Genomic DNA, 21694 nt, shown 5'->3' on the forward strand with positions numbered 1-21694 from the left:
TCTTTAGGGCAAAGCTTTGGGGTCGGAGGTATGTCCCCAACGATACCGTCATATCCCAAGAGTCATGACCCCTTAGGGCGTGAAGAAGTAGTTAGGCAGTAAGTTGCAAGCGTTAACTACAAGCTTCATCGTCCTTAAGAGTAAAATTGTGAAACGAACGAATGAAACCGCCGGAGCGCCAGATACAAGTAACGGTTTTTGCAGCGAAATCAATATTTCATTTTATGCTGAGGCTTTCTGTTCAACCAACTGTTCGATTTCCCTGCGGGTGACGCGTTCCACGAAACTGTGGAAGCCTTCCCTCATGACAATGATATTGGTGTTTACATACGGCACCACAAGCTGAATCTTGCCGGTGGGTTCCACGATCAGGGCCTGGAAACCCAGTTTTCGGATAAACCGCATGCATTCCTCGACGTTATCGGCATCCATCCGGTTAAAAGCTTCGTCAAAAACCACCAGGCGCAGCGTGTCCTTTTTCCGGTGCAGGTGGTATACCCGGTAAAAAGACGCCAGTATCGCCACGTAAAAGGGTATTTGCGCCCCGCCTCCCGACTCGGTTCGGGAAACCTTGGAAAAATAGCTTTTGTTGCCCTGTTCGTCGGTGATGATAATGTCAAAATCAAGATAAGAGCGGTAATCGGTAAGCTCGTGGATTTTGTCCTGCCGGTCGCCGGCGGTAATTTCCTCCAGCAGGCGGTTGAAGCTGTCGCCGTGCATGTCCTGAAAAACCGTGCTGAAAAGTATTTCGTTCGCCCCCAACCGGGCATGCTCAATCATTTCGTAAAAGTCACGCAGTTCCGGCTTGGGGCTGATGCTGAACCTGTAAGAATAGCTGCCGAATTTCAAATCCATCAGCGCGAAGTTCAGTTCATCGATCTCTTCATGGGCCATGCTTATAGCCTCATGCAACCGGGACAGAAAGTGTTCCTTCAAAGCCTGCTCCGCCTTTTCCCGGGCTTCCCGGGCCTTCCTGCCGTATTCGGGCAGGTGAATTTCCTTTAAAAAACGCAACCGGTCTTCATATTCCAGGTTGTCCGGGGCCGTAACATCGGCCAGAAAATCAAATCTTTTATTGAATTCATGCCGGGCGTTGACCAGCTGGTCCATTTGTTTTTTAATCCTGGTTTCCAAACCCTGGATCCTGATCTGATAATTATGTGCCAGTTCCCCGGGCGACCGTTTTTGAATCTCCCGCTCCCATTTGGCCTCGCAGGCTTCCTTCAGCTCCACCGGAAGTTTTTCCACATAGGCAAGATACTTTTGAGCATAATTATCCCTTTCCACGGCCAGTTGTTCCATTTTTTGTTCATATACTTCCAGTTTGGCTTGCATTTGGCCCTTTTCGGTGTTAATTTCGCCGGTTTTACTTGCACACCGCTCAATTTCGGCTTCTATATCCTTCTTGGTTTTTTCCAGTCCCTCAAGTTCGGAACGGTCCAGGTTCAGCAATTCCTGTTGTGCCTGCACCAGTTCCCATTCCAGGTTATCCAGTTCCCGGCACCGGGCAAAATCTTTTTGCCACTGTTGATAGAGGTAGTGCTTGTCGCTCTTTAAATTTAAAACACTGCCGGCTTGCTTCAATTTTGCTTCCAGCAGGGACAACTGCCCCCGGCACTGTTTCAACTCTTCCCGCTTTCCGGCCAATTGCACCTTAACGGCCTGTTTGCCGATATACGGCACCGCGTAGCGATTGCGGGGGATTTGCCGGGCCGTATAGTTCTGGTACAGCATGCAGGTGGCGGTAATGGCCCGCTTGTGGCGTTTCAATTCCTTTTCCGTTTCGCATTTGATCACCCCGCCCAAAAGCCAATCGGCATAAGCGCGGATATAGTCCTTTTCGGCCACAATCTCCTCGGCCAGGCTGCCCTCGAGGGGGGGTCTTGCCTCTTTTACCAGCTTGTCCGTATTGACCAGGCCCACATTTTCCATGCCGTGGGTAAATTTATACCGTTCATAAACGGCCAGCGCCTGGTCGAAGTATCCGGGCGGCACCAGCAGGTCAAACTTCTGGCCGGCAAGATAACCCTCGATGGCATTTTGCCACCGCCGGTCGCGGATATCGATGGCCTCGCAAAAAACCTCAACCGGGACGCGGTCTTGACCTTCCACAGGGACAAGGTATTCCTCCAACAGTTTTTTCAGCTTCATGGTGGAAGAAGCGTTGCCCAGCACCCGGTTTTTTTCAAGGTTTTTAATCGCCAGTTCCAGTTCCTCAACCTGTTTTTGCAAAGTTTCCTGTTGTTTTTTCCACTCCGATGCCTGAACAATAAGCCATTTCATACCCTCGTTCCAGGAACGGGCAAGCTTGCCCGGGTCGGAAGGAAAATGCCCCACTTCCAGGAAAATTCGCCAGGCCTGTTTATCTTCCGCCAGGGAACCGGTCAGTTCGGAGGGAGCCCCTTCCCGGCGCAAAACCTCAATTAATTTTTCCCGGTCCGAGATATCCGATTTAACCTGGTGCAGCAGGTTGCGCCGCATTTCAGCCAGCGCTTCCAGTTGTTTCTTCAATGCCGTGATCTGCTGGCGTAACTGCTTTTCCCGGTGGGCAATTTCATGATCCTTGATTTTTTCAATCAGTTTTTCCTTTTCAGCCTGCAGGTTTTTATGTTTTTCCTCCAATGCTTGCAATTCAACCAAAAGCTGTTGGAACCGGTCCCCGGCCTGTTGGCGCCGCCGCTCCGTTTCTTCCAGTTCCCGCATTTTTTGCTCAAAACCGCCCCGGTACAGCATATACCGGCCGGCTGCTTCTTTCCGGCGCAAATTTTCAATTTTCTCAAATTCCCCGCATACTTCTTCCAGAGCCGCTATTTCCGCTTCGGTGTTTAAAAGTTGATTTTCCATCTGGCGGTATCTTTCGGCGTAATCCCGCATTGTATCCACGTCTACGGGCCGTTCCTCCAGGATGTAGTCGTAAACAAACTTGCGCAGGTTGGTGATGGGCTTGAAGGAAATCCCCTTAACAAAAAGCGAAAAAAAAGTCTCCTTGATCCCGCCCAAAAGCTGGCGCAAGTCGTTTCGGTAGCCCTCGACATCGTTACGGTACTGGCGGCAATTGAGGCCCCTGGCCTTGATATGGCGGAAAAATTGCTTCCTGTTGCGGGGGTACCCGTCCTGCAAAAAAAGATCATCACTCAGCGGGCACCCGTCAATGATAAAAAATACATGCTCCTCCTCCCCGGATTCGCAATAGTAGTCGAACACCACGCCGATCAGGGAGGGTTTGTTGGTGGCGGTATGGGTTATCTCAAGCACGATGTAGCTGGAAAAGTCCTCTTCATTACCACGCAAATAGGTGTATTTGCCTTCGGTGCCGGTTCTGCCCCGCAAGTAACTTTTGAGGTCCCGCTCCGTTTTTTCATCGAAGGCGGCGGCATTAAACAGAATCTTTTTCATGTTGGACACGATAACCACCTGCAGGGCATCGATCAGCGTGGACTTGCCGGCCTTGTTGTTTCCGGTAATGAGAGCGCTTCCTTCAATGGGAATGGTTTCATTGGTAAAATAATGCCAGTTAATCAGTTTGATCCCCGTTAATTGTTTCATCTCCGGCCTCCTTTCCCTCGCCTGTCCCGATCCAGTCCGCCAGCCGTTCCACGCTTTCCGCATCCACGACCATCAGGAGAGAGGGGTAAAGAATATAGACGGCGTCCGGGTCTTTCCATTGACCGCGTTTCAAGTCCAAAATAGAAAAGTGACTGAACAGCCTTAATATCTTTTCCATGTCGTCCCGGGCCGGCAAGCGGTTTTTTATTTCCAGGGCCATGTATTTTTCCTGGATTTCTTCACCCGTTACCACCATCTCCCGGGTCAGCCGCAAATCTTTTTGTTTTTCATCATAAAGGAGCCTCAGGATAAATAAAAATATGGTTTCCTGCAAGGTGAAATGATACCTGTTCTTTCCGTAACGGTTATAGAGCTGAAACACGGAGAGGTGCTTGTTGTGGTTCAGATGCCAGCCGGAAAGGAGAAAATATTCTTCGAAGATATGTGCGTAGCGTTCCACGAACCGGTAATAGCGGCGGTCCTTTTCCCGCTCGTACACCAGGTAGTTCTGGCTTAGCAGCAGGTTTGCCGCATCACGAAAGGTTTCCCTGTCGCTGTTCGAAAAATCCTCATACTCCCTGTACCAGCTCAAACTGTCCTCTCCTTCCTTCTGATGACCAGGTTCGGCACCTCAATTGTTCCATCTTTGATGGTTACCGTTTCACCCCTTTTGCCTTCCAGGCGGTAGCAGGCCCCGGGGGACTGGCTGTAAAGAATAATGTAAATAAGCTTTACCCACTGGTTTTGATTGTCTAGGGGCAGGCTCCCGATGGGGCAGGCATCCCGTTCGCCCAGGACGGCATTTACATAGCTGTTGATCTGCTCCACTGTAACCTCTTGCGCCACCCGCGAGCCAAATTGGGAAAGTTTTTTTCTGCGCACCTCATCCGGTACCGGCACAACACGAAGGGGCTGGGGTTTATGGATCTGCCGCGCCGCGGGGGGCTTTTTCAGGCTGCCCGTGTCCACGGCAGCCTGGGGGAAAAGGGCGATGGAACGGGCAATTTCCCCGGGAACTTGCGCCTTTTCCCCCGACTCCCTGGCCAGCTTCCCCAGGTAGGCCAGCACGTTGAAAATATGCCGGCCGGACCCCATGCCCCGGCGGAGCTTGAACCGGAGGCGGTCTGCCGCCGACCTGGCGTACCTGGCATTGCGCCGGTCAATTTCGCCCAGCAGCTTGTCCATTTCCTTGCTGAAAGTGGATTCTATGTATTCCAGCCAATCATACAACATGTTTTCTGCGGCCGCCCTGTCCGGCGCCCTTTTTTCCCGCACCATGATCCCGGCCTGGCGATCAATTTCCGCCCTATTGGCCTGCCATTCCCTGATGCTCTTTAAAATGCCGGTGCGGTACTTGGAGATATGTTCCGAGGTTTTAAGCCTGTAGTATTGCTCGCCGAGAACCTTGGTTTGATACTCGTCATAAATCTGGTTCAGGATCGCGCTTACGTCTTCCGCTTCCAGGAGTTTCTCGGTATAATGCTTGATGCTGTGATTCAAACTTTTCAAGCCGTCAATCAATTCCCGGGTGGATTCATAAGCCTGCTGCAGGGCGACATAGGAAAACCCTTCGCTGCCGGTAAGGTTCTGGTAGATGCTGAGTATTCTCCCCTTGAATTCCACCCGGTAGCCCGTGCGAATTTTGTTCATTGCCTCCAGCAAGGCAATTGCATAATCGGGTATTGATATTCTAAAAGTATAATCCAGTTCCGGCTCCAGGCTCAGCCATCCCGTGTCCACCAACCTGCGCAAAAGCTGGTGGGCCCGCTCGCGGGCACCTTTTGCGGCATTCTCCCAGCCGCCCTCGTCCTCCGCCTGCCAGGCCTGTTCGCCCATGCTTTCCAGGTACTCCGTAAAAAGATCGATGATATGATCCCGGGAAAGGGTATAAATTCGCTTGTTATATTCCCGGTAAACCAAAAACAACAAATCGACATAAATTTCTTTCAGGCTTCGGCTAAAAATAGAAAAAAGGTTTTCCGGAACCTGTGCAAAGAATTCTTTTCCGTAACTCTGCATCATCCATACCTGCTTAAAATCTACTTTTAATTAATCAAACGGCGGCATACCGTATATAAAAAAACAGGAAAACCGCAATTTTAGCGGGGATTTTTTCCTGCCTTTTAAAATATTGTACTATAAAGTTGTTTTTTGATCCACACCGCGAATGAATCCCGTTCACATCCGGCAGGACAAACCATCTTAAAACCCTCCCGAGCGTAAAATGGAAACCAGGAACCAGAATCCCAGTACTCCCGCCACCAAAAAACCTACCTCCGCCACCGGAATCTGACCCAATAAAAAACTTTCCTTCCGGACCAGGAAAGCGGAACCGATGACCAAGCCGCTAAAATAATCGGCGTCTGAATACTTGATTCATTTCCATTGCTTTTTTATTACGTATTATGTTAAAATATCCAAAGAGGTGGAAAAAACTGTATGAGACCGGAAACCTTAGAATGGCTTGACCAAGCAGCATACGATCTGGATACAGCTGAGAGCATGCTTGATAGAATGCATCAAACAACAACTGAATTGAATAAAATCATCAAATCTTATCTTTCTGTCCTTGAAAAAAAGGTGTACCAGTGCAAAAAGCATACTTATTTGGTTCCCAAGCCAAAGGTACAGCCAGTCCAGACAGTGATATAGACCTTATTGTTATTTCACCAGCATTTGCCGGCATGCCTCTCTGGAAACGTTTTGAAAAGCTGGGTGAGGCCCTCGCCGAAATACTGGAACCAATTGAGGTGCGAGGCTATTCACCGGAAGAAATAAATGAAGCGAAAAAACAAAAAGCCTGCTTCCTTTACGAAGTGCTGACTGAACCACAAACTATAGAGTATCAGTTTTAACCAGCGCAAAACCCCGAATTTTTTTACAATGTAATGTAACTGAAAGCCGGAGGTTTTAGACCTGGCGGCTGGAAATAAATATACAGAAAGGTATGGCGAAAAAAGCGGAAGAGGGAAACCCATGGACTCCAACAGCCGGTTTCCCTCTTCCTTTATGACATTCGTCAATATAATCATGGCCGGGCGTTGCTCACATCGGGCGCGACAAAGGGGCTGCCCAGGTTGCCGATCTTGAACTCGCCCTTCATTGCTATTTTCGTTTTAACTTCTTTGGGGATGCCGGTTTTATTTTCCGCGTCGCCGGGACTGCCAAGTTCCGACGGGTTCATGGTGAGTTCCATCAGGGCGTTGAACTTGACCACATCCGTGATCATTGTCTTCTTGTTAACATAAACGGTGTAATAGTAATCAACTTTGCTGTTTTCCAAAAGCTTCTGGAGCTGCTGTTGCACCAGTGCCGGGTCGCCAGTGCCGGCGCTTGGAGGCATGCTTTGGATCGCCTGCTGCATCAACTTCTGGAAACCCTGCCGGAACTTGTTCATATCCAGGGTGGAGTTAATCACGTAATATTCCCGGCCGTCTATGCTCACGTCGTTGCCGAAATTCAGCAGCATGCCCATTTCCTTCATCTGAGCCGCCGCCTTCAAGGGATCGGACTGGATATCCCGCTGCTGCTTCCAGAATTCCGGCGCGAAGGGCATATCCTGAACCACCCACTCCTGCCCCGGAGCTTTCATATACATTTTTTCTTCGGTCATGTAAGTTTCCACAACCATTTCGGGAACCTGATTCTTCACTGCGGGGATAATATTTTGTTTCATATACATCCGCATGGGCTGATTCTGATAATGACCGGTCAGTTCAATATTCAAGTTCCCGGGGGCATCCCCGACCTGTTTCCCATCGGCAACAACACTGATATTCATGTTCATATTGCCTTCCATGGAGTAGGTGTTGATGTCCATAGCCACCCGATTGGCTTTGACCAGCAGTTCCTCGGGCGTCATGCCGTCCCTGGTTTCATTGCGGTTCAACGTTACCAGGCGCTGCCGGTTATCCCAACCCACTTCATAACCGAAAGCCTCGCCGACGGAACGTAGCGGCACATACACCTTGTCACCGGTCTTCACCGGCGCGCAGGACAGCGTTACCGGTTCCCCTTTAAGCAAAGCATCCTTTTTATCAACGGTCATCAACAAGATTACCCCGTTCTCGGTAATCTTTAAGGTATTCCCCGGGGTCCACTCCACATCGGCACCGGAAAACCTGGCAAAAGCATCCACGGGAACCATGCTTATTCCATCTTTTAGGAATATATCGAACTGTGCCGCGGAATCCCCGTTGACGTTAAGGTTCACCTGATCCCCGGCAAAGGCCGGCAAGGCGATCAGTAAACTGACCAGCAACGCCAGCGTCGTGGTTAAAAACAGGTTTCTTTTCAAAAAGCCCACCTCCGATTTTAAATTTGTTGTTCATTCCGCCTGTAACGCTTGGTAATGCATTTGATCCCCCCTTTTTTTTTTAAGATGATGTGTTTCGGACCGGATCGCCCGCCGCTGTGGTTTTTTGGCAGTGAAATCAATATCAAGTTTCCGGTAAAAAAAATCGCAACAAAATGATGTGGAAATTCGTCTAATTGTGCAAGATGAACAAGTATGCCCGGGGGAGAGATATAAATGTATTGGAGATCTTTGCGCGTTATGGCCGGATTGCTGGTTTTTATTAGTATTTTCTTTTACCCGTTAAGTTCCGGCATTCAACCCCGGTCTTTCATAAATGATAAAACACCATCGCCCCCGCCGGTTGTCGTTAAGCAACCTGCTTTAAATGAATCACCCCCGGGGGAAGCGGGAAAAGAAAGCCGGGAAGCGCCTGTTCACCCCGGTAAACCGCTGCCACCGCCGCCACCGGGTCAAGCCCTGGCGGTGGAACCTTCACCCGCTGATACAAGCCAGTTAATCAAACAAGTAGACATCCAGGGTAAAGTCGGGCTGAGTTTTGACGACGGACCTTATTCGGAAATGACCGGTCAATATCTCAAAGCGCTGCAGAAGTGCAACGTGCGGGCAACTTTTTTTATGATTGGTCAACGAATACGTCTATATCCGGGAGAGGCCCGTAAAGTTATCGAACTCGGAAGCGAAATCGGCAGTCATTCCTGGCGGCACGCCCGGCTGGACAAACTGGAACGGGAGGAAATTGCCAAGGACCTGCGCAGCGTAGCGCAACAAGTTTATGAATCCCTGGGCGATGAAATCGGCCTATTTCGCCCACCATACGGCCGCTACTCCGAAAATGTGATTGAGGTGGCCCGGGAATTAAACCAGCAAGTGGTCCTATGGAATGTGGACCCCCGTGACTGGGAAAACCCTCCACCCGAAGAAATTGTTTCCAGGGTGCTGAGCCAGGTAAAACCCGGCTCCATCATTATTTTGCACGAAGGAAGAAAGAATACGCTGCAGGCCCTGCCGGAAATGATCCAAAAACTCAGGGAGCGTGGCCTTGAACCGGTGCCGGTCTCCGAATTGCTGGACCGGGAAGAAGCGCTTCCGGCCGCCGCCGGTGCCGACGGCCCGTAACTTTTTTCTTTGGCCGGTGAGACAACGGCCAACAAAAGAAATAATTACTCCGTTCTTTAGACGATACCTCCCGCTAATTGGTTCCCCCCGACATTGCATTATTAGCAAATGTTTGTTATAATTTTGTTAATATGTTTACTATTAAGTTATGTAATTCTTCTCAACATATTGACAAGACTTCAGGGAGGGGTACTGCATGGACAGGTGCGAGCTTGAGAAAAAGCTGAAAAGTTTGAAAGAGGAGCTTGAGGACGTCAAACAGGAAAGGCATTTTATGCTGGAAAAAACTTCTATTCACGTTCCCGGCCATGCCAGGCACAGGTATGATGCGGAGATCAAGGAACTTGAAGAAAAAATAAAGGAAATTGAAGCGAAATTATATCAATAAACAATATACAGCCGCAGGTGGATCACCCGCGGTTGATCGAGCGAGTTAATTTTATAGTATTACCGGCACAGCCCAAATGACACTAAAAAAAGTATTCGCCGATTACCATGAAAATATCAAGGATTCTGACCATACCGACAAGCTTACCATTTTTCAACACCGGCAGGGAATTAACCTTGTGTTTTAAAAGGGCCAGGGCCACCTCGCCGGCTTCGTCCCGCGCGTCCACCGTGGCTACGGCCAAGGGCCGCATAACGTCTTTCACTCGCAACTTCGCGCTCTGCCTCATGCTGTTGATATAATACCAGCCCCAGGATTCCGCTTTGAAGTCGGGGTCATTGTCCAACTCCCTGAGACCGGCCGCCTTTAAAATTTCATTCAGGCTTAAAACGCCCACCAGGTCGCCGTCTTCCCCCAGCACGATCACACTGCGATGGCCGTACCAGGCCCTGCCGTCCCGGTGAAAGGAGCTGCGCAGAACATTGATGGCTTCGTACAGGGTGGCCTTTTGCGAAATTGTAACATAATCATTGATCGGCACCATGATATCTTCGGCTGTCTTTTTCCCGTTCACGGCGTTCGCTCCTTTCGGTCAGTCCAAGAATTCCCCTACCGCCCAAAACAGGTCGATAGTCCTGACTATTCCCACCAGTTTATGGCCCGACATTACCGGCAGGGAATTAATGTTCCACTTGACCATAATAACGATGGCCTCGAAGATATCTCTGTCCGCCTGCACCGTGATGAGCTTCAAAGGGCGCATGATGTCCTTTACCGTGATCTCGTGGCTATCATGAAACCGGGGCAGGAAAAACAAACCCATGGGGTCCCCTTTCAGCAAATGATCCAGGACAGCCCGGATTTTAAAAGCCTTGAGCAAACCCCGAAGGGTCAAGATCCCCACCAGCTCTTCACTCCGGTTTACCACCAGCATTGATTGAAAACCATACCAGGTGCCGTCCTTCTGGTGGAAATATTCCCGCATTAATCCAACCGCCCCGGCAACGGGTGTATCCTCGTGAATAACCGGGTATTCGTCAACCGGGACCATAAAATCCCGCACTTTTTTGTTCCCGTACACAACAATACCTCCGAAAAATTATATCATTATCCCCGGTGCCACCATTATATCAGGAGCTTAACCGCTTGATCACCAATTTAAATGGACAGCATTTTTTTAAAAAGGGGTGCAAAGCAAGTTACTGCCGTGCACCCCTTCAACCTACAGCCTGCCGCATACTTTTTTGTACCCTCAATTGCAAACTGTGGAATCATACTTATTTATCAATTGCGGCGTGCTGCAATAACGGGTGTGCCTCTTTTGCCGCCTCCATTTTAAGCTCTCTTCTCCTTTTCCACATGTTCCCCAGGATAATCACCCCGCCGGTGGCCAGGGCAATGCACATGGTTATAAAACTGATGTTGTTGAGTATTTTGATGGTGGCCGGCTCCATTTGCAATTTACCCAGTTCATGCAGGTAACCCGGGATGGCAAACCCCCTGCTGATGGAGACAATCAACATGATGGTGGACATGACCACTTTAATCATGTACTCTTTCACATAGGTGGTGCCCACAGCACCCAGTTGCACGCCGAACAAAGAACCGGCCAGAATCAAAAGCGCCATCCTGATGTCCACAAAGCCGCCCAGGGCCCAGGTTAATGTTCCGGTCAAGCCCATGATGAAAGCGATCACCAGTTCCGTGGCGCTGGCCACTATGGCGGGAACCCCCAGCACGTAAATCATTCCCGGGACCCCGATAAAACCGCCCACGGCAATGGTTGCCGCCAGCATGCCGGTGCCGAGCCCCACCGGAATGGTCACCCAGGCCGATACCTTTGTATTGGCAACTTTAAATTGAAGTACCGGTGGAAGTCTAAATCTTTTAACTCTGTCCGCCAGTCCGGAGGACGTGTCATCCTGGTTGGCCCGCATTGCCCTCCTGGCATCATAAAGCATGTAAATACCCAGGACGGTTAAGATAGTGACAAACGCCAGGCTTACGTAAAGATTGGAACCGGCCGCCCCCCACTTGGCAAAGATAAATTTCTGAATTTTAATCCCGATTTGCACGCCGACCGTGGCCGAAACCGCCATGATTACCCCCAGCTTAATATCCACCTGGCCGTACTTGAAGCGCTTATATGCTCCCACCAGCGCCTTGGGAAACTTGTGGCACATATTGCTGGCCACGGCTATGGCCGCCGGCGCGCCAAGGCTCATCATCCCCGGGGTCAGCACAAAGGCGCCGCCGGAACCGATAAAACCGCTGATCAAACCGCCGAGAAAGCCCAGGATGAACAGGAAGAGAACGCTGAAAGTGTTTAGTTCAATAAACTTTTTCACCGCATTGGTCGTATCCACCGCCTCGCCGGCAGCTTCGCAAATTCCGGGGATTAAGACCAGGGCGATCAATGCCGCCAGGGGAATGAACCCCCAATGTTTGAAGAACTTGAACCACCTTTCCTTCATTCCATTCTCCCCCTTTATTTTTTAGTTACCGGTTTAAAACCGATGGCCTCAATAAAGTAGTTGGCAAAGGTCCCATGCACGAAGGAAAACACGAGAGCGGTCGCTATTATCGCAATGGCATAAATCCCTCCCCGCGCAAAATAATCCATGACGATCTTCTGGTTTAAAAATAATGCCAGGTATAATGCTATCGATAAAATGCCCCACAAAATTGCGTTCCTGACGGTCTTACCCGTTTTCATTCGAACCGGCCCCCCTTAAGTTCGTAATTGTTTATAGTCTAAAAGCAAGTTATTGAAAATACCCTCCCGTTTTTTGTCAATGACCTGAGCATCCCCCCTTGAAACTAATTCGCATCTTTTGTGCTTGTAATCACGAGAATTTGTCACTAGAAATTTGCAAGGGGTATGCCATCGAGCAAAGAGAAAAAAATCACATATTTACTGGGGCCGGTTTTAATAAGGCAATACCAATCTGACCAGGTTTACAACACTGCTGTATGTACTTTCATCAGGCCGTTCGGGAATCCCGGATTTACTAATAAAAATGCCCGGCCGTTTGTGTGCCGGGTATCCAAAAACCAGTCAGTATATTCTGTTAATTTGCTTCAAGACCGGGTCACTAATTTAATTTCGCCAAAAAAATAACTTGAACTTTATGTTTTTTTTACCTTCAAGCTTTTAATTCAAATTTCCCGCAGCTCTGGGCATCCGGGTCGCTGCATTTCAAACATTCCTCCAGGCCTTCCAGCCCGACCCGCTTGATAATGTCAAAAATGGATATTACCGGGGGCACTCGTTTTTCCAGGTTGCCGTAGGCTTTAATATTTGCGACACAGCCGTGCCTGGTTTCCATCCTGCCTTTAATCGCAACAAAAAATTTACAGTGTTTGCACCGGTGCACGGCCCTCCGGCGCATTTCGGGCAGGTAAAGCCGGTGTTTTTCCCACAGGACGTTCCTTTTATCCATTGTTTAACAAACTCCCTTCCGTGAGCGCCACCCCTCTCACGACCGCCTTTTCCCCGAACCGGTCTTTAACCTTGTCGCAGGCCCGGGCCAGCCGGGCCATCCTGGCCCTTTCACCGAACATATCGTACTGGAAATAGTCCCGTTTAATTAAATTGCCCAGGGTTATCCCCACAAGCCGCACCGCACGGGACCAGTCCCAACAGTCGTATAAAATGTCGCAGGCCGTGCGGTAAATTTCGTCGGGAAGATCCGTGAACTCCGCCATGCTCCGCGACCTGGAAAAAAACCTGAGATCAGTGTCCCGCAGGGTTAAAACCACGGTCCGCCCCACGTATCCCCCCTGGCGCACACGCCGGGCCACAATTTCGCTCAGTTCAAGCATGACGACTTTAATTTGTTGAAAACCTTTGATGTCCCGGGCAAGCGTTCTTTGCTGGCCGATGCTTTTCGAAACATCAAGGGAAGCGGGCACCACCGGGCTGCAGTCAATTCCGTTGGCGCACATCCACAGCATTTGACCGTTTTTACCCCAGCGCTTCTTTAATACTTCCACGGGGAAGTTGGCCAAATCCCCGATGGTATGCACATTGTAATACCGCAGGTGTTTTTCGTACCCGGGGCCGATTCCGAACAACTCACGGACCGGCATGGGCCAAAAAATTTTCTTAAAGCTGTCTATGCTCTCAACAATGGTGAGACCGTCCGGCTTCCGCACCCCCGAGACCATCTTGGCGATTAGTTTGTTCGGCCCGATGCCCACGCTGCACAGTACGCCGACTTCCGACCGGATGCGTTCCTTTAACCTGCCGGCCGCCTCTCCCGGGTTGTTCCAGAGGTGCATCACACCGGTGAGATCGGCAAACGCCTCATCGATGGAAAATGGTTCCACCAGGTCGGTAAAATCGCGCATGATCCGCAGTATTCGGCTGGAGAAATCGATGTACAGCCGGTGGTCGGGCTTAAAATAATATCCATCCGGGCAAAGCTGTTTCGCCTGCCACACCGGCATGCCGGTTTTGACGCCCCGCGCCTTGGCCGGGTAACTGGCCGCCAGCACGATACCGGTCCTTTTTGCGGGGTCGCCGGCCACAATAACTTCCTTATCTTTTAACTCCGGTTGAACGGCCTGGTGACAGCTGGCAAAAAAACTGTTCATATCGGCCAGTAAAATGACCCGTTTCATCCAAACATCACCGAACGTTTGTTTGATGACTCTTATTATAGTTGCTTAAATTAGCCGGGTCAACAGGATAAAAATGTCATATACGCCGCGGGCATTACGCTAAATGTGGTACAGCACCAACAGAACCAGCAGCCCCACCAACCAGCAATGGGTACGTTTAAAGGGTCTTTGCCGGAACGCAGACAACGCCAACACACATATGGCCAATAGCACCAACCAGGCAAATGCCCCGCTAATAATCTCATTCTGAAAATGCACCCGGGCTCCCCATCCCCACCCCCGCCTTCCGTTCAAGGCCCAAAGGCCATGCAGTGTTAATACCGCCAGGCATGTTAGAGCCAGGTGGTGGTGATAGCGAGCCCCAAAAGCCGACTCTTTCCGCCAAAGCTTTAAACGGCGCAATAAAAAAGGCATCAGAGTGCCTACCAGCAGGACAAAACCGAGCCAGCCCAAAAATTCAATCATACCTATTATCCTCCCGTTTTTCTAATTTTTTAGTCAATGAACAATATTTGAACAAATAATTCCAGCAAATTGTTATTAAATCCTTTTATTTATATTATTTTCCTGAATTAGGCCATTCTTGCCGGTTTAGTTTCCACCACCATTATATGCACACCCTTTGCTTGACGCCCAAACCGCCCCCAATGTAACAATGTGAACGGCATTTTATGGAACTTATGTGAGCATATACACGTCAAATTAGTTATAAGCATTTTGTTTTATTCCGGGAATTGCGGGAGGATATTATGCAAAGATGGAAAAGCGTATTAATCTCCTTACTTGTAATCATGCTGGGCCTTTCGGTGATCCTCAACGAGGCGGGTGTTTTAACCGAACTGAGCAAAATCAAGGTTGGCAAATTACTCAACCCGCTCGGCTTTATCCTTTACGCAATTGCAGTGATACTGGCCTGGCGCCGGTACCGAATGGAGGGTACAAGTTTTTATAAATGGCTGGCTATATCGTTGACCCTTAAAGCGGGATTATTGCTGGAGTCCATAATGTTCCGGCAGTTACAACCGCCTATGCAATTTATCTTTGAACAACCCGTTGTTTATAAACTGATCAGCTTGGCCAACTATGCCCTGCAACAAGGGGGCGGCGTTTTGGTCGCCCTTTTGCTTATCTATACCATTGGCAATTACGGCACCCGGGTTCGGTTTTATACCGTGTTCAAACCTTGCTGGATGGCGATGATTTGTCTGACATTCATTGCAGGGCTGGCAATCAATATATTTATATTCAATTATAGCTTTAACCGGCCAAGTTTTGCCGTTGCCGGTTATTTGGTAATTGATTCCCTTTTGGCCGGAATTTACATTTATGGTTTTGTGCTGGCCCGGCAAAAGATCAGAGTTTACGGCAACATGCTGCTTAAATGGTTGGCCTTGTTTTTTGCGCTGGATGTTATTACGTGGTTGATTAATATTATTTTTACGATAATTTTCCTTTTATTGAAAAAAACCGTGTTTTCCATGGCCCAAATTCACTTGATGGCGGTAATTTCAATCGCCCTGCCGGCCCTGCTGGTTATTGCCTTGATACGTGACAAGAACAAAGAGGCTATTTTATAGATTAAAATCAACCACTCCACAAATTTCACTCCAATATAACAATTGTTATAATTATTATCAAACTATAGCACAAAACTGTCAAGTGCCAAGCAAACAAATAACCTAAATTATGATAAAAAATTACGTCATAAAAATATGGTGCATCGCGTTTCATGCACTCAAAAACGAGATGCCGCATAACAGTTGTTAAATAACACCTAAAACAATACAAAACAAAGGATGGACTTGCAATATCAAGCATAAAAACAAAAAGAAGTTCTAAAATTATAATTTTAAAGAATATGACAATTGACTAATTTATCCCGGGAAATTACATTTAAAGCTAATAGCATATAAAAGCGATGGGGCTCGCTTAACGCTGAAAAGCTGATAGCTCCTACCACCTTTACCGGGTATGGTAGGAGCTTTTTTATTTGCCGCAAGATATATTCCCCAGGCCCAATGCATCATTTTAACCGTCCTGACTTTTACCGGGGACGAAGCTCAATTTCTAGGCGTATCGGAAACAGAATACAATATATTTACAAGTCAAAAGGTTAATAACTTGCTTGGAAAAGCAAAACAACTATTTCATTGGGCCGGCCTGCCGGTGGAAATAGTGGTCCGGCAGGGCGACGTGGCCGGAAACATTGTGGATTATGCCCGGCAGAATAATTGTGATTTAATTGTTGTCGGCACCAGAGGACGCGGCAACATAAAAGGTATGTTGCTGGGCAGCGTGAGTCAAAAGGTTGTCCAGCAGTCCCATTGTCCCGTATTGATAGTTAAATAATTGGTATATATACTCTTTGAATAAAAAATAAGGTAATAGTTATTCCCGCAAGGGAATTATCCATGGCATAGCCATGCCTTTCGTTAATGGACAGCCGGTTTCGGCGCTAATTTTAACCATTAAAAGGAATAGCATCAGCAATCGAGAGGCCGATACTCCATACTCCAGGTGCTGGCCTCTCGATTGCTTTTGTCACAACTACCACACCGCCGCCATGGTAAAATTGGGTGGTCGCTTTCGATATAGTCCCGCCAAGACAATTTCTTCAATTCCAGCTTCTCCACCTCCACCGCGCAACCTTGTATTCCGGGATCTTGGCGATTGGGTCTCGGACGGGGCTGGTCAGCTTGTTAATGGCCACCTGCGGGTAATGGAAGGAGGCGAAGACCTATTTTGATTTAAATTCTCGCAACCGTGTAAATTCGACAAGATAGTTCAATGTTTTAAGTGTAAACACCTTCCCCCGGGTGTCAAGAAGCAACTTTTTCATATCCTCACGGCGGACACCGAAACCGCGCCCGCCAATACAAGCAACAACTTCAAACTTAGGTGAACCTTTGGGACTTCCCGTCAAACTCATTGAAACAAGGTGTCGGATGCGAGTTACCTTGTCACGGGCTGTACCGTCATCTTCAGTAATTTTGGCTTCTATAATAACCTGCGGATTAAACTCACTGGGGATGATAAAATCCGGTGCCTGGTCAAATCCTGCAATTCGTTCCGCCCTTTTCGTTTTTCTATAACTAATGCCCGCCCTCGTCAGCACGTCCTCTATGGCCGATTCCAGGCTATCGCCGACCAATTCTGACACGGAATCCCTGTGACCGGCAAAAGGCCGTCCCAAAAACCGTTCGTATAAGAGCATGGCATATGGTACTCCCATAACTGACATTGCCCTGATTGTAGCAGGTCCACCGTGTGTATCAGCCTTATCCAACCGGTGAATTTTATCTTGACTAACTTCAGGAACCGGTGAATTAAGCAACTGACAAGCTGTTTCTATTAGCGCTCTCACCCGTTTCTTTGTAACATTCCCATCGCTTAAAGGCTTCAATGGTGACATGCGAATATTACGGTCCAAGGTACGCGCAAAGCCCTGGGTCACTTCAACACCTGTCCGCTGGGTTGTTAGATAAGCCCATTCCGGAGGGGTAAATCCAAGCATTGTTCGGAGAACAATGATGATCATGGGATTTTGGTAAGCCGCCTCTGTTATTAGCCCAGCATTAAAATTTTGGAACCCACCCGTCGATTGTTTAAGAGATTCATACCCACTTTCAAAGACAGGATATTCAACGAATCCATCCCCCCTGGGCATGACGAGGAACTCGGACTCAAGACAGGAAAAAACAGCGTCTATGTAAACGTCCGGGTTGGCCTCCAGTTCAGTAAAAGAAACTTCAAAAGGATATTTCATCCTCTTTTCCCCCGTAATATTCTTGTTCTTCGCGGGCCAGGGAGGTCCGGCGGAAGGGAATATCCGTCATGTCACCCGGCAAGTGTCTTTCAACGCCGGCCCAACCCCCAAGTTGTTCTATAGCCAGGGCAACTGTTTTCATTTTTTCGGTAACAGACATTTTAACACTCCAGTTTTTCCGCAAGTTCCATATAGCCAGTCGGACAAGATGCCCGTAAGCAACACAACGTATATCTCCGCGTGTTAGCTTAATGTTTCCGGCCTGGAGCAGTTTTAAATCTTCATGAACTAGCCCGGCTATTTCTTCAGGCGTGAATACGATTGTACGACGCGGAACAGAACCGGTTGATCGGCAGACAAAAACCGTGTCAATTACAGATGATCCAGTCCCGTTTATATGAATGGAAGCGCCCATTTCAGCCGGACAGGGAATTGAAGCAGAACAAGTCAATCCTGCATCCAGAACAGCAACTGCTACGGGTAAATATGCTTCTATCGTATTATGGTGATATGTAAAGACAAGAGGTGCTCCCCGTTTTAACGCCGCTGCCATTTTTATGAAGACGGTAGCCAGCCCTTCCGTAAAACGCGATAACCCCCGCTCCATCGTAATATTGCCGGTCAGTTCATTCTCGTCCCGTGTGGAAGATTTATTAAAAACTCCACTGTCGTCTTTTACTAGCCTGCGCAGCCAAACGTAGCAAAAGTCCATCAACTCGGCGTACTGTACATTGGCATAATATGGCGGATCGGTCAAGACCGCATCGAGGGAACCGGAGGGCAAGTCAGAAAAAGTTGAACTGCAGCAATGAAGCTCAATATTCCTTTTTCCCGGCATACCGGATATATAACGTTTTTCGCCAATCCATTCGCCTTTGATTGGCACCTGTACTTTGCGCCCGCCTAGATGCCGGATCTCAAATGGACTTACACAATATGCTTTGGCACGTTCGTACTTTGAAATAATGTTTAACCAGCCACCGCTGCCAACATTTGACCCCTTGGAACCGTTGGGTATGCCCAGCAGATTGGACTCACACTGAAACAGGCCGACCGGAAAACCATGTACTGAAAAGATATCCAGAGACTTCAAGGCCATTGTATCGTAACGGCAAAGCATGTTCTGGTAGCGAAGCAAGTCGGATAAGTTTGTTGCCAGTGCATTGCGGATTTTATCGTCTGGATGCCCGGCAATAGCCCGGCAGCTCAATTCCAACCCCAGTAATTGACGGTCATTAAACATCTCGCGGTAGCGCCGGTATCCCCACCGGTGAAGGCGGGCTGTTTCATCACCGGGCGGGATTTCATCGTCAGGTATATAGCTCGGAGTTAACTGAGCCAATGCACCGGAAGCTTCCTCGTACTTCGCTATATCCCCGGCGTCGGGTTTTTTGAAAAACCTGCCTTGATGATTGGGTTTACAGGCAGAACAGTAGTATTCTATCGCCACCATACGGTGCCGGGGTACACCATTTGAAGCATCCGGATAAATATTAATTTTACCGCAGTAGGGGCACTGACAGCGGTTGCGGTTCGCCGGCCCGTTGATTTTCAATTCCTCGCCACAATCATAACAAATCCCTGGATTCTTCCGGTCTTCCACTTCATTTAGCTGGCCGCATGCAGAACAAATGACGACATTTTTCGGGTGGCGCCGGTTTGCGGCAAGCAAATACCCGGGAAATAAATCGAAAGTCTCCCCGCAGTCGCCACAGCGTAGGGTTTTAACCCATATAAAATATTTAACGTGGGCATCGGGAGAACCGCATTTCATGCACAAAGTTCTATAAAAAGACCCAACTTTCTTCTTCAACCAGCTTTGAAGGGCGGCTGCCGCTTCACGGTAGGCTTCCAGGTCGATATTTTCTATCTCCTGGCGCACAATCCAGTAAGCCATTGGATTAATATCGTAGCCGATGATATCACAGCCCAGGCGGTTGGCTTCAATAAGCGGCGTCCCGCCGCCCATAAATGGGTCGGCAACCTTAATCTCTTTGAGATTGTGGGCTTTATAAAAGTTATCCCTTAAACTGCCTCCAACAAATTCAGACAGCAAAAGCCCACGGAACAAAGTGCCGGGGCGTCTGGCAAACCATTTATGTACTGCAATGATTGGACGGTAGTTCTGCTGGATCTGCTTTTCGTGGAGGGCCAGGTCGGCTATAAATGGGATATCGAAGTTTTTTTCTATCATGTTTCCTCCGGGGAAAACCATTTTGTCAAAGCATTATTTCGTCAGGAACCTAAAATTCCCTTCAAAAAATGTTGCCTGACATTCTTAGCCCAGTTATCCTTTTCAGTAAAACCAAGTTCTTCTATCGTTATACTTTGGTACCGCTTACAATGCATGGCATCAACATACGAGAGGCCAACACCCCGTACTCCGGGTGCCGGCCTCTCGTATGCTTTTGTCACAACAGGTCTATTTGCCTCAATCAATCCCATTCGGTATTATCAATCCAGTCGGCACACTTCTGACAAATTATTCTTCCCGCGTAGTCCAACCTTATTGGTTTATGTTCCAACCAATATTTTGTGGCTACGTTTTCACCGGTTAACTCATTATTGCATATGGGACAGCAATGATTCAACGGTTTCAAATAGTCCATCCTCCTTGTTTTTTAAAAAATTAAAATCCTCAAACAAAATTAACTATAACTACCGTTTATTTATTATCAGCTTAGCACTGGTTTTGATCCTTAGCAAGAAAGAATTTAAAATAATAACTATAAGCGTACATTATTTTTAAACTTCGCTTCCACCGGCAGGTTTGGGCCGGCACCCCCGGGCACAAGGTTCGGCACCTAAATTTAAAATCATTTTCCCTCCATGCAATCAATTGCTTTAATAAATAAATAGCCCGGTGCACGGGTTATTCCCTGTCGGGAATCAACCGGCCACCGGGCCCAAAAATTAGAAATCTTGCTTAATGGAACACTATCCCTCCAGCCTGTCCGGGAAAAACAAGGATTGGCCAAATTTATCAACGCCAAATTTCTTGATCACTTGTTGGGTTTCCTTATCAATCATAAATTCAACAAAGGCTTTGCCGCCTTCACTGTTAACCTTGGGAAATTTTTCGGGGTTGACCTGCATTACGTGATAAATATTCTTCAGCAAATCATCGCCCTCGGAAACTATTTGTAAATCCACGTTTTTAGAGTGCGCCAGGTAGGTGCCGCGGTCGCTCAAAATGTAAGCCTGTTTTTCAGCGGCGACGGTGATGCTGGCGCCCATGCCCTGGCCGGTTTCCTGGTACCATTTTTGCCCTTTGGGATCAATGCCGGCTTTTTTCCAGATATCCTTTTCTTTTTTATCCGTCCCCGAATCATCACCCCGGGAAATAAACAAAGCGCCCTTGCCGGCTATTTTCTTAAACGCTTCGGCGATATCAGTGGTTCCCTTGACCTGCGCCGGGTCACCCGGCGGCCCGAGCAACACAAAATCGTTATGCATCACCAGCTGGTAATTGATGACATCCCCGCTATCCACCAAGGGCTTTTCCGCATCCGGAGCGTGTACCAGGAGCACGTCGGCATTGCCCTGTTTACCCATTTCCAAAGCCATGCCGGTTCCCACGGCAACCGGTTTAACAACGTAACCGGTTTTTTCCTGAAATACCGGCAGCAGAACGTCCAGCAGACCGCTATCCTGCGTGCTGGTGGTGGTGGCCAGGATAATATCTTTCTTTTGCGGTTCGCCGGCCTGCTTCGGTTCCCCGGTTTTCTGATTACCGGCGCAGCCCGCCAGAGCCGTAACCAGTACAGTTACCAGCGCGATTAATATGACCGGGATTATCTTTTTTTTCATCGTTATCTCTCCCATCAAATTTATTTCTATTCTTTATTTCCCCTATGTAATTGTGATTTCGCTGCAAAAACCGTTACTTGTATCTGGCGCTCCGGCGGTATCAATCGTTCGTTTCACAATTTTA

General features: G+C 48.5%; 19 protein-coding genes and 1 pseudogene. 5 read left to right on the forward strand and 15 right to left on the reverse strand.

Annotated elements, in window-relative coordinates:
- Nucleotides 1-222 precede the first annotated feature (222 nt).
- The 3 genes from IT084_RS14745 to IT084_RS14755 are packed head-to-tail and all read right to left on the reverse strand — an operon-like array spanning nt 223 to nt 5568.
- Nucleotides 223-3546 carry an ATP-binding protein gene (locus IT084_RS14745; RefSeq protein WP_195713652.1) on the reverse strand — a complete coding sequence of 1108 codons (3324 nt, stop codon included), beginning with the start codon at nt 3544-3546 and terminating at the stop codon, nt 223-225.
- Nucleotides 3515-4138: a DUF4194 domain-containing protein gene (locus IT084_RS14750; RefSeq protein ID WP_195713653.1), complete on the reverse strand. Its 624-nt coding sequence runs from the start codon at nt 4136-4138 to the stop codon at nt 3515-3517. The genes IT084_RS14745 and IT084_RS14750 overlap by 32 nt, the downstream gene beginning before the upstream one ends.
- Nucleotides 4135-5568 carry a Wadjet anti-phage system protein JetA family protein gene (locus tag IT084_RS14755; protein WP_195713654.1) on the reverse strand — a complete coding sequence of 478 codons (1434 nt, stop codon included), beginning with the start codon at nt 5566-5568 and terminating at the stop codon, nt 4135-4137. The genes IT084_RS14750 and IT084_RS14755 overlap by 4 nt, the downstream gene beginning before the upstream one ends.
- Before the next feature lie 566 nt (nt 5569-6134).
- On the opposite strand from IT084_RS14755, the gene IT084_RS18280 reads away from it, so the two are divergent.
- Nucleotides 6135-6401 carry a nucleotidyltransferase domain-containing protein gene (locus IT084_RS18280; RefSeq protein ID WP_313885497.1) on the forward strand — a complete coding sequence of 89 codons (267 nt, stop codon included), beginning with the start codon at nt 6135-6137 and terminating at the stop codon, nt 6399-6401.
- A gap of 173 nt (nt 6402-6574) precedes the next feature.
- On the opposite strand, the gene IT084_RS14765 is transcribed toward IT084_RS18280, so the two are convergent.
- The gene (locus IT084_RS14765; protein ID WP_195713655.1) at nt 6575-7843 is read right to left on the reverse strand and encodes a DUF6612 family protein; all 1269 of its coding nucleotides are present in this window, start codon (nt 7841-7843) and stop codon (nt 6575-6577) included.
- A gap of 234 nt (nt 7844-8077) precedes the next feature.
- On the opposite strand from IT084_RS14765, the gene IT084_RS14770 reads away from it, so the two are divergent.
- Both IT084_RS14770 and IT084_RS14775 read left to right on the forward strand, forming a co-directional pair.
- On the forward strand, nt 8078-8980 hold the full coding sequence (locus IT084_RS14770; protein WP_195713656.1) for a polysaccharide deacetylase family protein: 903 nt from the start codon (nt 8078-8080) through the stop codon (nt 8978-8980).
- Nucleotides 8981-9176: 196 nt separating this feature from the next.
- Nucleotides 9177-9368 carry a hypothetical protein gene (locus tag IT084_RS14775; RefSeq protein ID WP_195713657.1) on the forward strand — a complete coding sequence of 64 codons (192 nt, stop codon included), beginning with the start codon at nt 9177-9179 and terminating at the stop codon, nt 9366-9368.
- Nucleotides 9369-9450: 82 nt separating this feature from the next.
- Here the strand turns inward: IT084_RS14775 and IT084_RS14780 are convergent, their stop codons facing one another.
- From IT084_RS14780 to IT084_RS14810, 7 genes are all read right to left on the reverse strand, one after another.
- The gene (locus IT084_RS14780) at nt 9451-9942 is read right to left on the reverse strand and encodes a CBS domain-containing protein (protein WP_313885498.1); all 492 of its coding nucleotides are present in this window, start codon (nt 9940-9942) and stop codon (nt 9451-9453) included.
- Between the two features lie 18 nt (nt 9943-9960).
- A complete protein-coding gene (locus IT084_RS14785; RefSeq protein WP_195713658.1) occupies nt 9961-10449 on the reverse strand; it encodes a cyclic nucleotide-binding/CBS domain-containing protein in 489 nt (162 codons plus the stop codon).
- A 196-nt stretch (nt 10450-10645) separates the two neighbouring features.
- Nucleotides 10646-11842, reverse strand: a complete 1197-nt coding sequence (locus IT084_RS14790) for a sulfite exporter TauE/SafE family protein (protein WP_195713659.1) — start codon at nt 11840-11842, stop codon at nt 10646-10648.
- Between the two features lie 14 nt (nt 11843-11856).
- Complete coding sequence (locus IT084_RS14795; RefSeq protein ID WP_195713660.1) at nt 11857-12084, reverse strand: hypothetical protein; 228 nt, start codon at nt 12082-12084, stop codon at nt 11857-11859.
- A 430-nt stretch (nt 12085-12514) separates the two neighbouring features.
- Nucleotides 12515-12811 carry a hypothetical protein gene (locus tag IT084_RS14800; RefSeq protein ID WP_195713661.1) on the reverse strand — a complete coding sequence of 99 codons (297 nt, stop codon included), beginning with the start codon at nt 12809-12811 and terminating at the stop codon, nt 12515-12517.
- Nucleotides 12804-13994, reverse strand: coding sequence for a DNA polymerase IV (locus IT084_RS14805; RefSeq protein ID WP_195713662.1), 1191 nt, complete (start codon nt 13992-13994; stop codon nt 12804-12806). Before IT084_RS14805 ends, IT084_RS14800 begins: the two co-directional genes overlap by 8 nt.
- A 99-nt stretch (nt 13995-14093) precedes the next feature.
- Nucleotides 14094-14459 carry a ferric reductase-like transmembrane domain-containing protein gene (locus IT084_RS14810; RefSeq protein WP_195713663.1) on the reverse strand — a complete coding sequence of 122 codons (366 nt, stop codon included), beginning with the start codon at nt 14457-14459 and terminating at the stop codon, nt 14094-14096.
- A gap of 284 nt (nt 14460-14743) precedes the next feature.
- On the opposite strand from IT084_RS14810, the gene IT084_RS14815 reads away from it, so the two are divergent.
- Together IT084_RS14815 and IT084_RS14820 are read left to right on the forward strand one after the other, a co-directional pair.
- Nucleotides 14744-15571: a hypothetical protein gene (locus IT084_RS14815; RefSeq protein WP_195713664.1), complete on the forward strand. Its 828-nt coding sequence runs from the start codon at nt 14744-14746 to the stop codon at nt 15569-15571.
- 394 nt (nt 15572-15965) lie between these two features.
- Nucleotides 15966-16343, forward strand: coding sequence for a universal stress protein (locus IT084_RS14820; RefSeq protein ID WP_195713665.1), 378 nt, complete (start codon nt 15966-15968; stop codon nt 16341-16343).
- Between the two features lie 275 nt (nt 16344-16618).
- Here IT084_RS14820 and IT084_RS19055 read toward each other — a convergent pair.
- From IT084_RS19055 to IT084_RS14835, 4 genes and pseudogenes are all read right to left on the reverse strand, one after another.
- Nucleotides 16619-16731, reverse strand: a pseudogene (locus tag IT084_RS19055) (molybdopterin dinucleotide binding domain-containing protein); the annotation flags it as partial.
- Entirely contained in the window at nt 16732-17760 is a 1029-nt protein-coding gene (locus tag IT084_RS14825; protein ID WP_195713666.1) for a hypothetical protein, read from the reverse strand.
- A complete protein-coding gene (locus IT084_RS14830; RefSeq protein ID WP_195713667.1) occupies nt 17744-19954 on the reverse strand; it encodes a DUF1156 domain-containing protein in 2211 nt (736 codons plus the stop codon). The genes IT084_RS14825 and IT084_RS14830 overlap by 17 nt, the downstream gene beginning before the upstream one ends.
- Nucleotides 19955-20697: 743 nt before the next feature.
- Nucleotides 20698-21570, reverse strand: coding sequence for a substrate-binding domain-containing protein (locus IT084_RS14835; RefSeq protein WP_207744623.1), 873 nt, complete (start codon nt 21568-21570; stop codon nt 20698-20700).
- Between the last annotated feature and the right edge of the window lie 124 nt (nt 21571-21694).

It is taken from the genome of Desulfallas sp. Bu1-1, assembly GCF_015594625.1.
Lineage (GTDB): Bacteria > Bacillota > Desulfotomaculia > Desulfotomaculales > Desulfallaceae > JADNRQ01.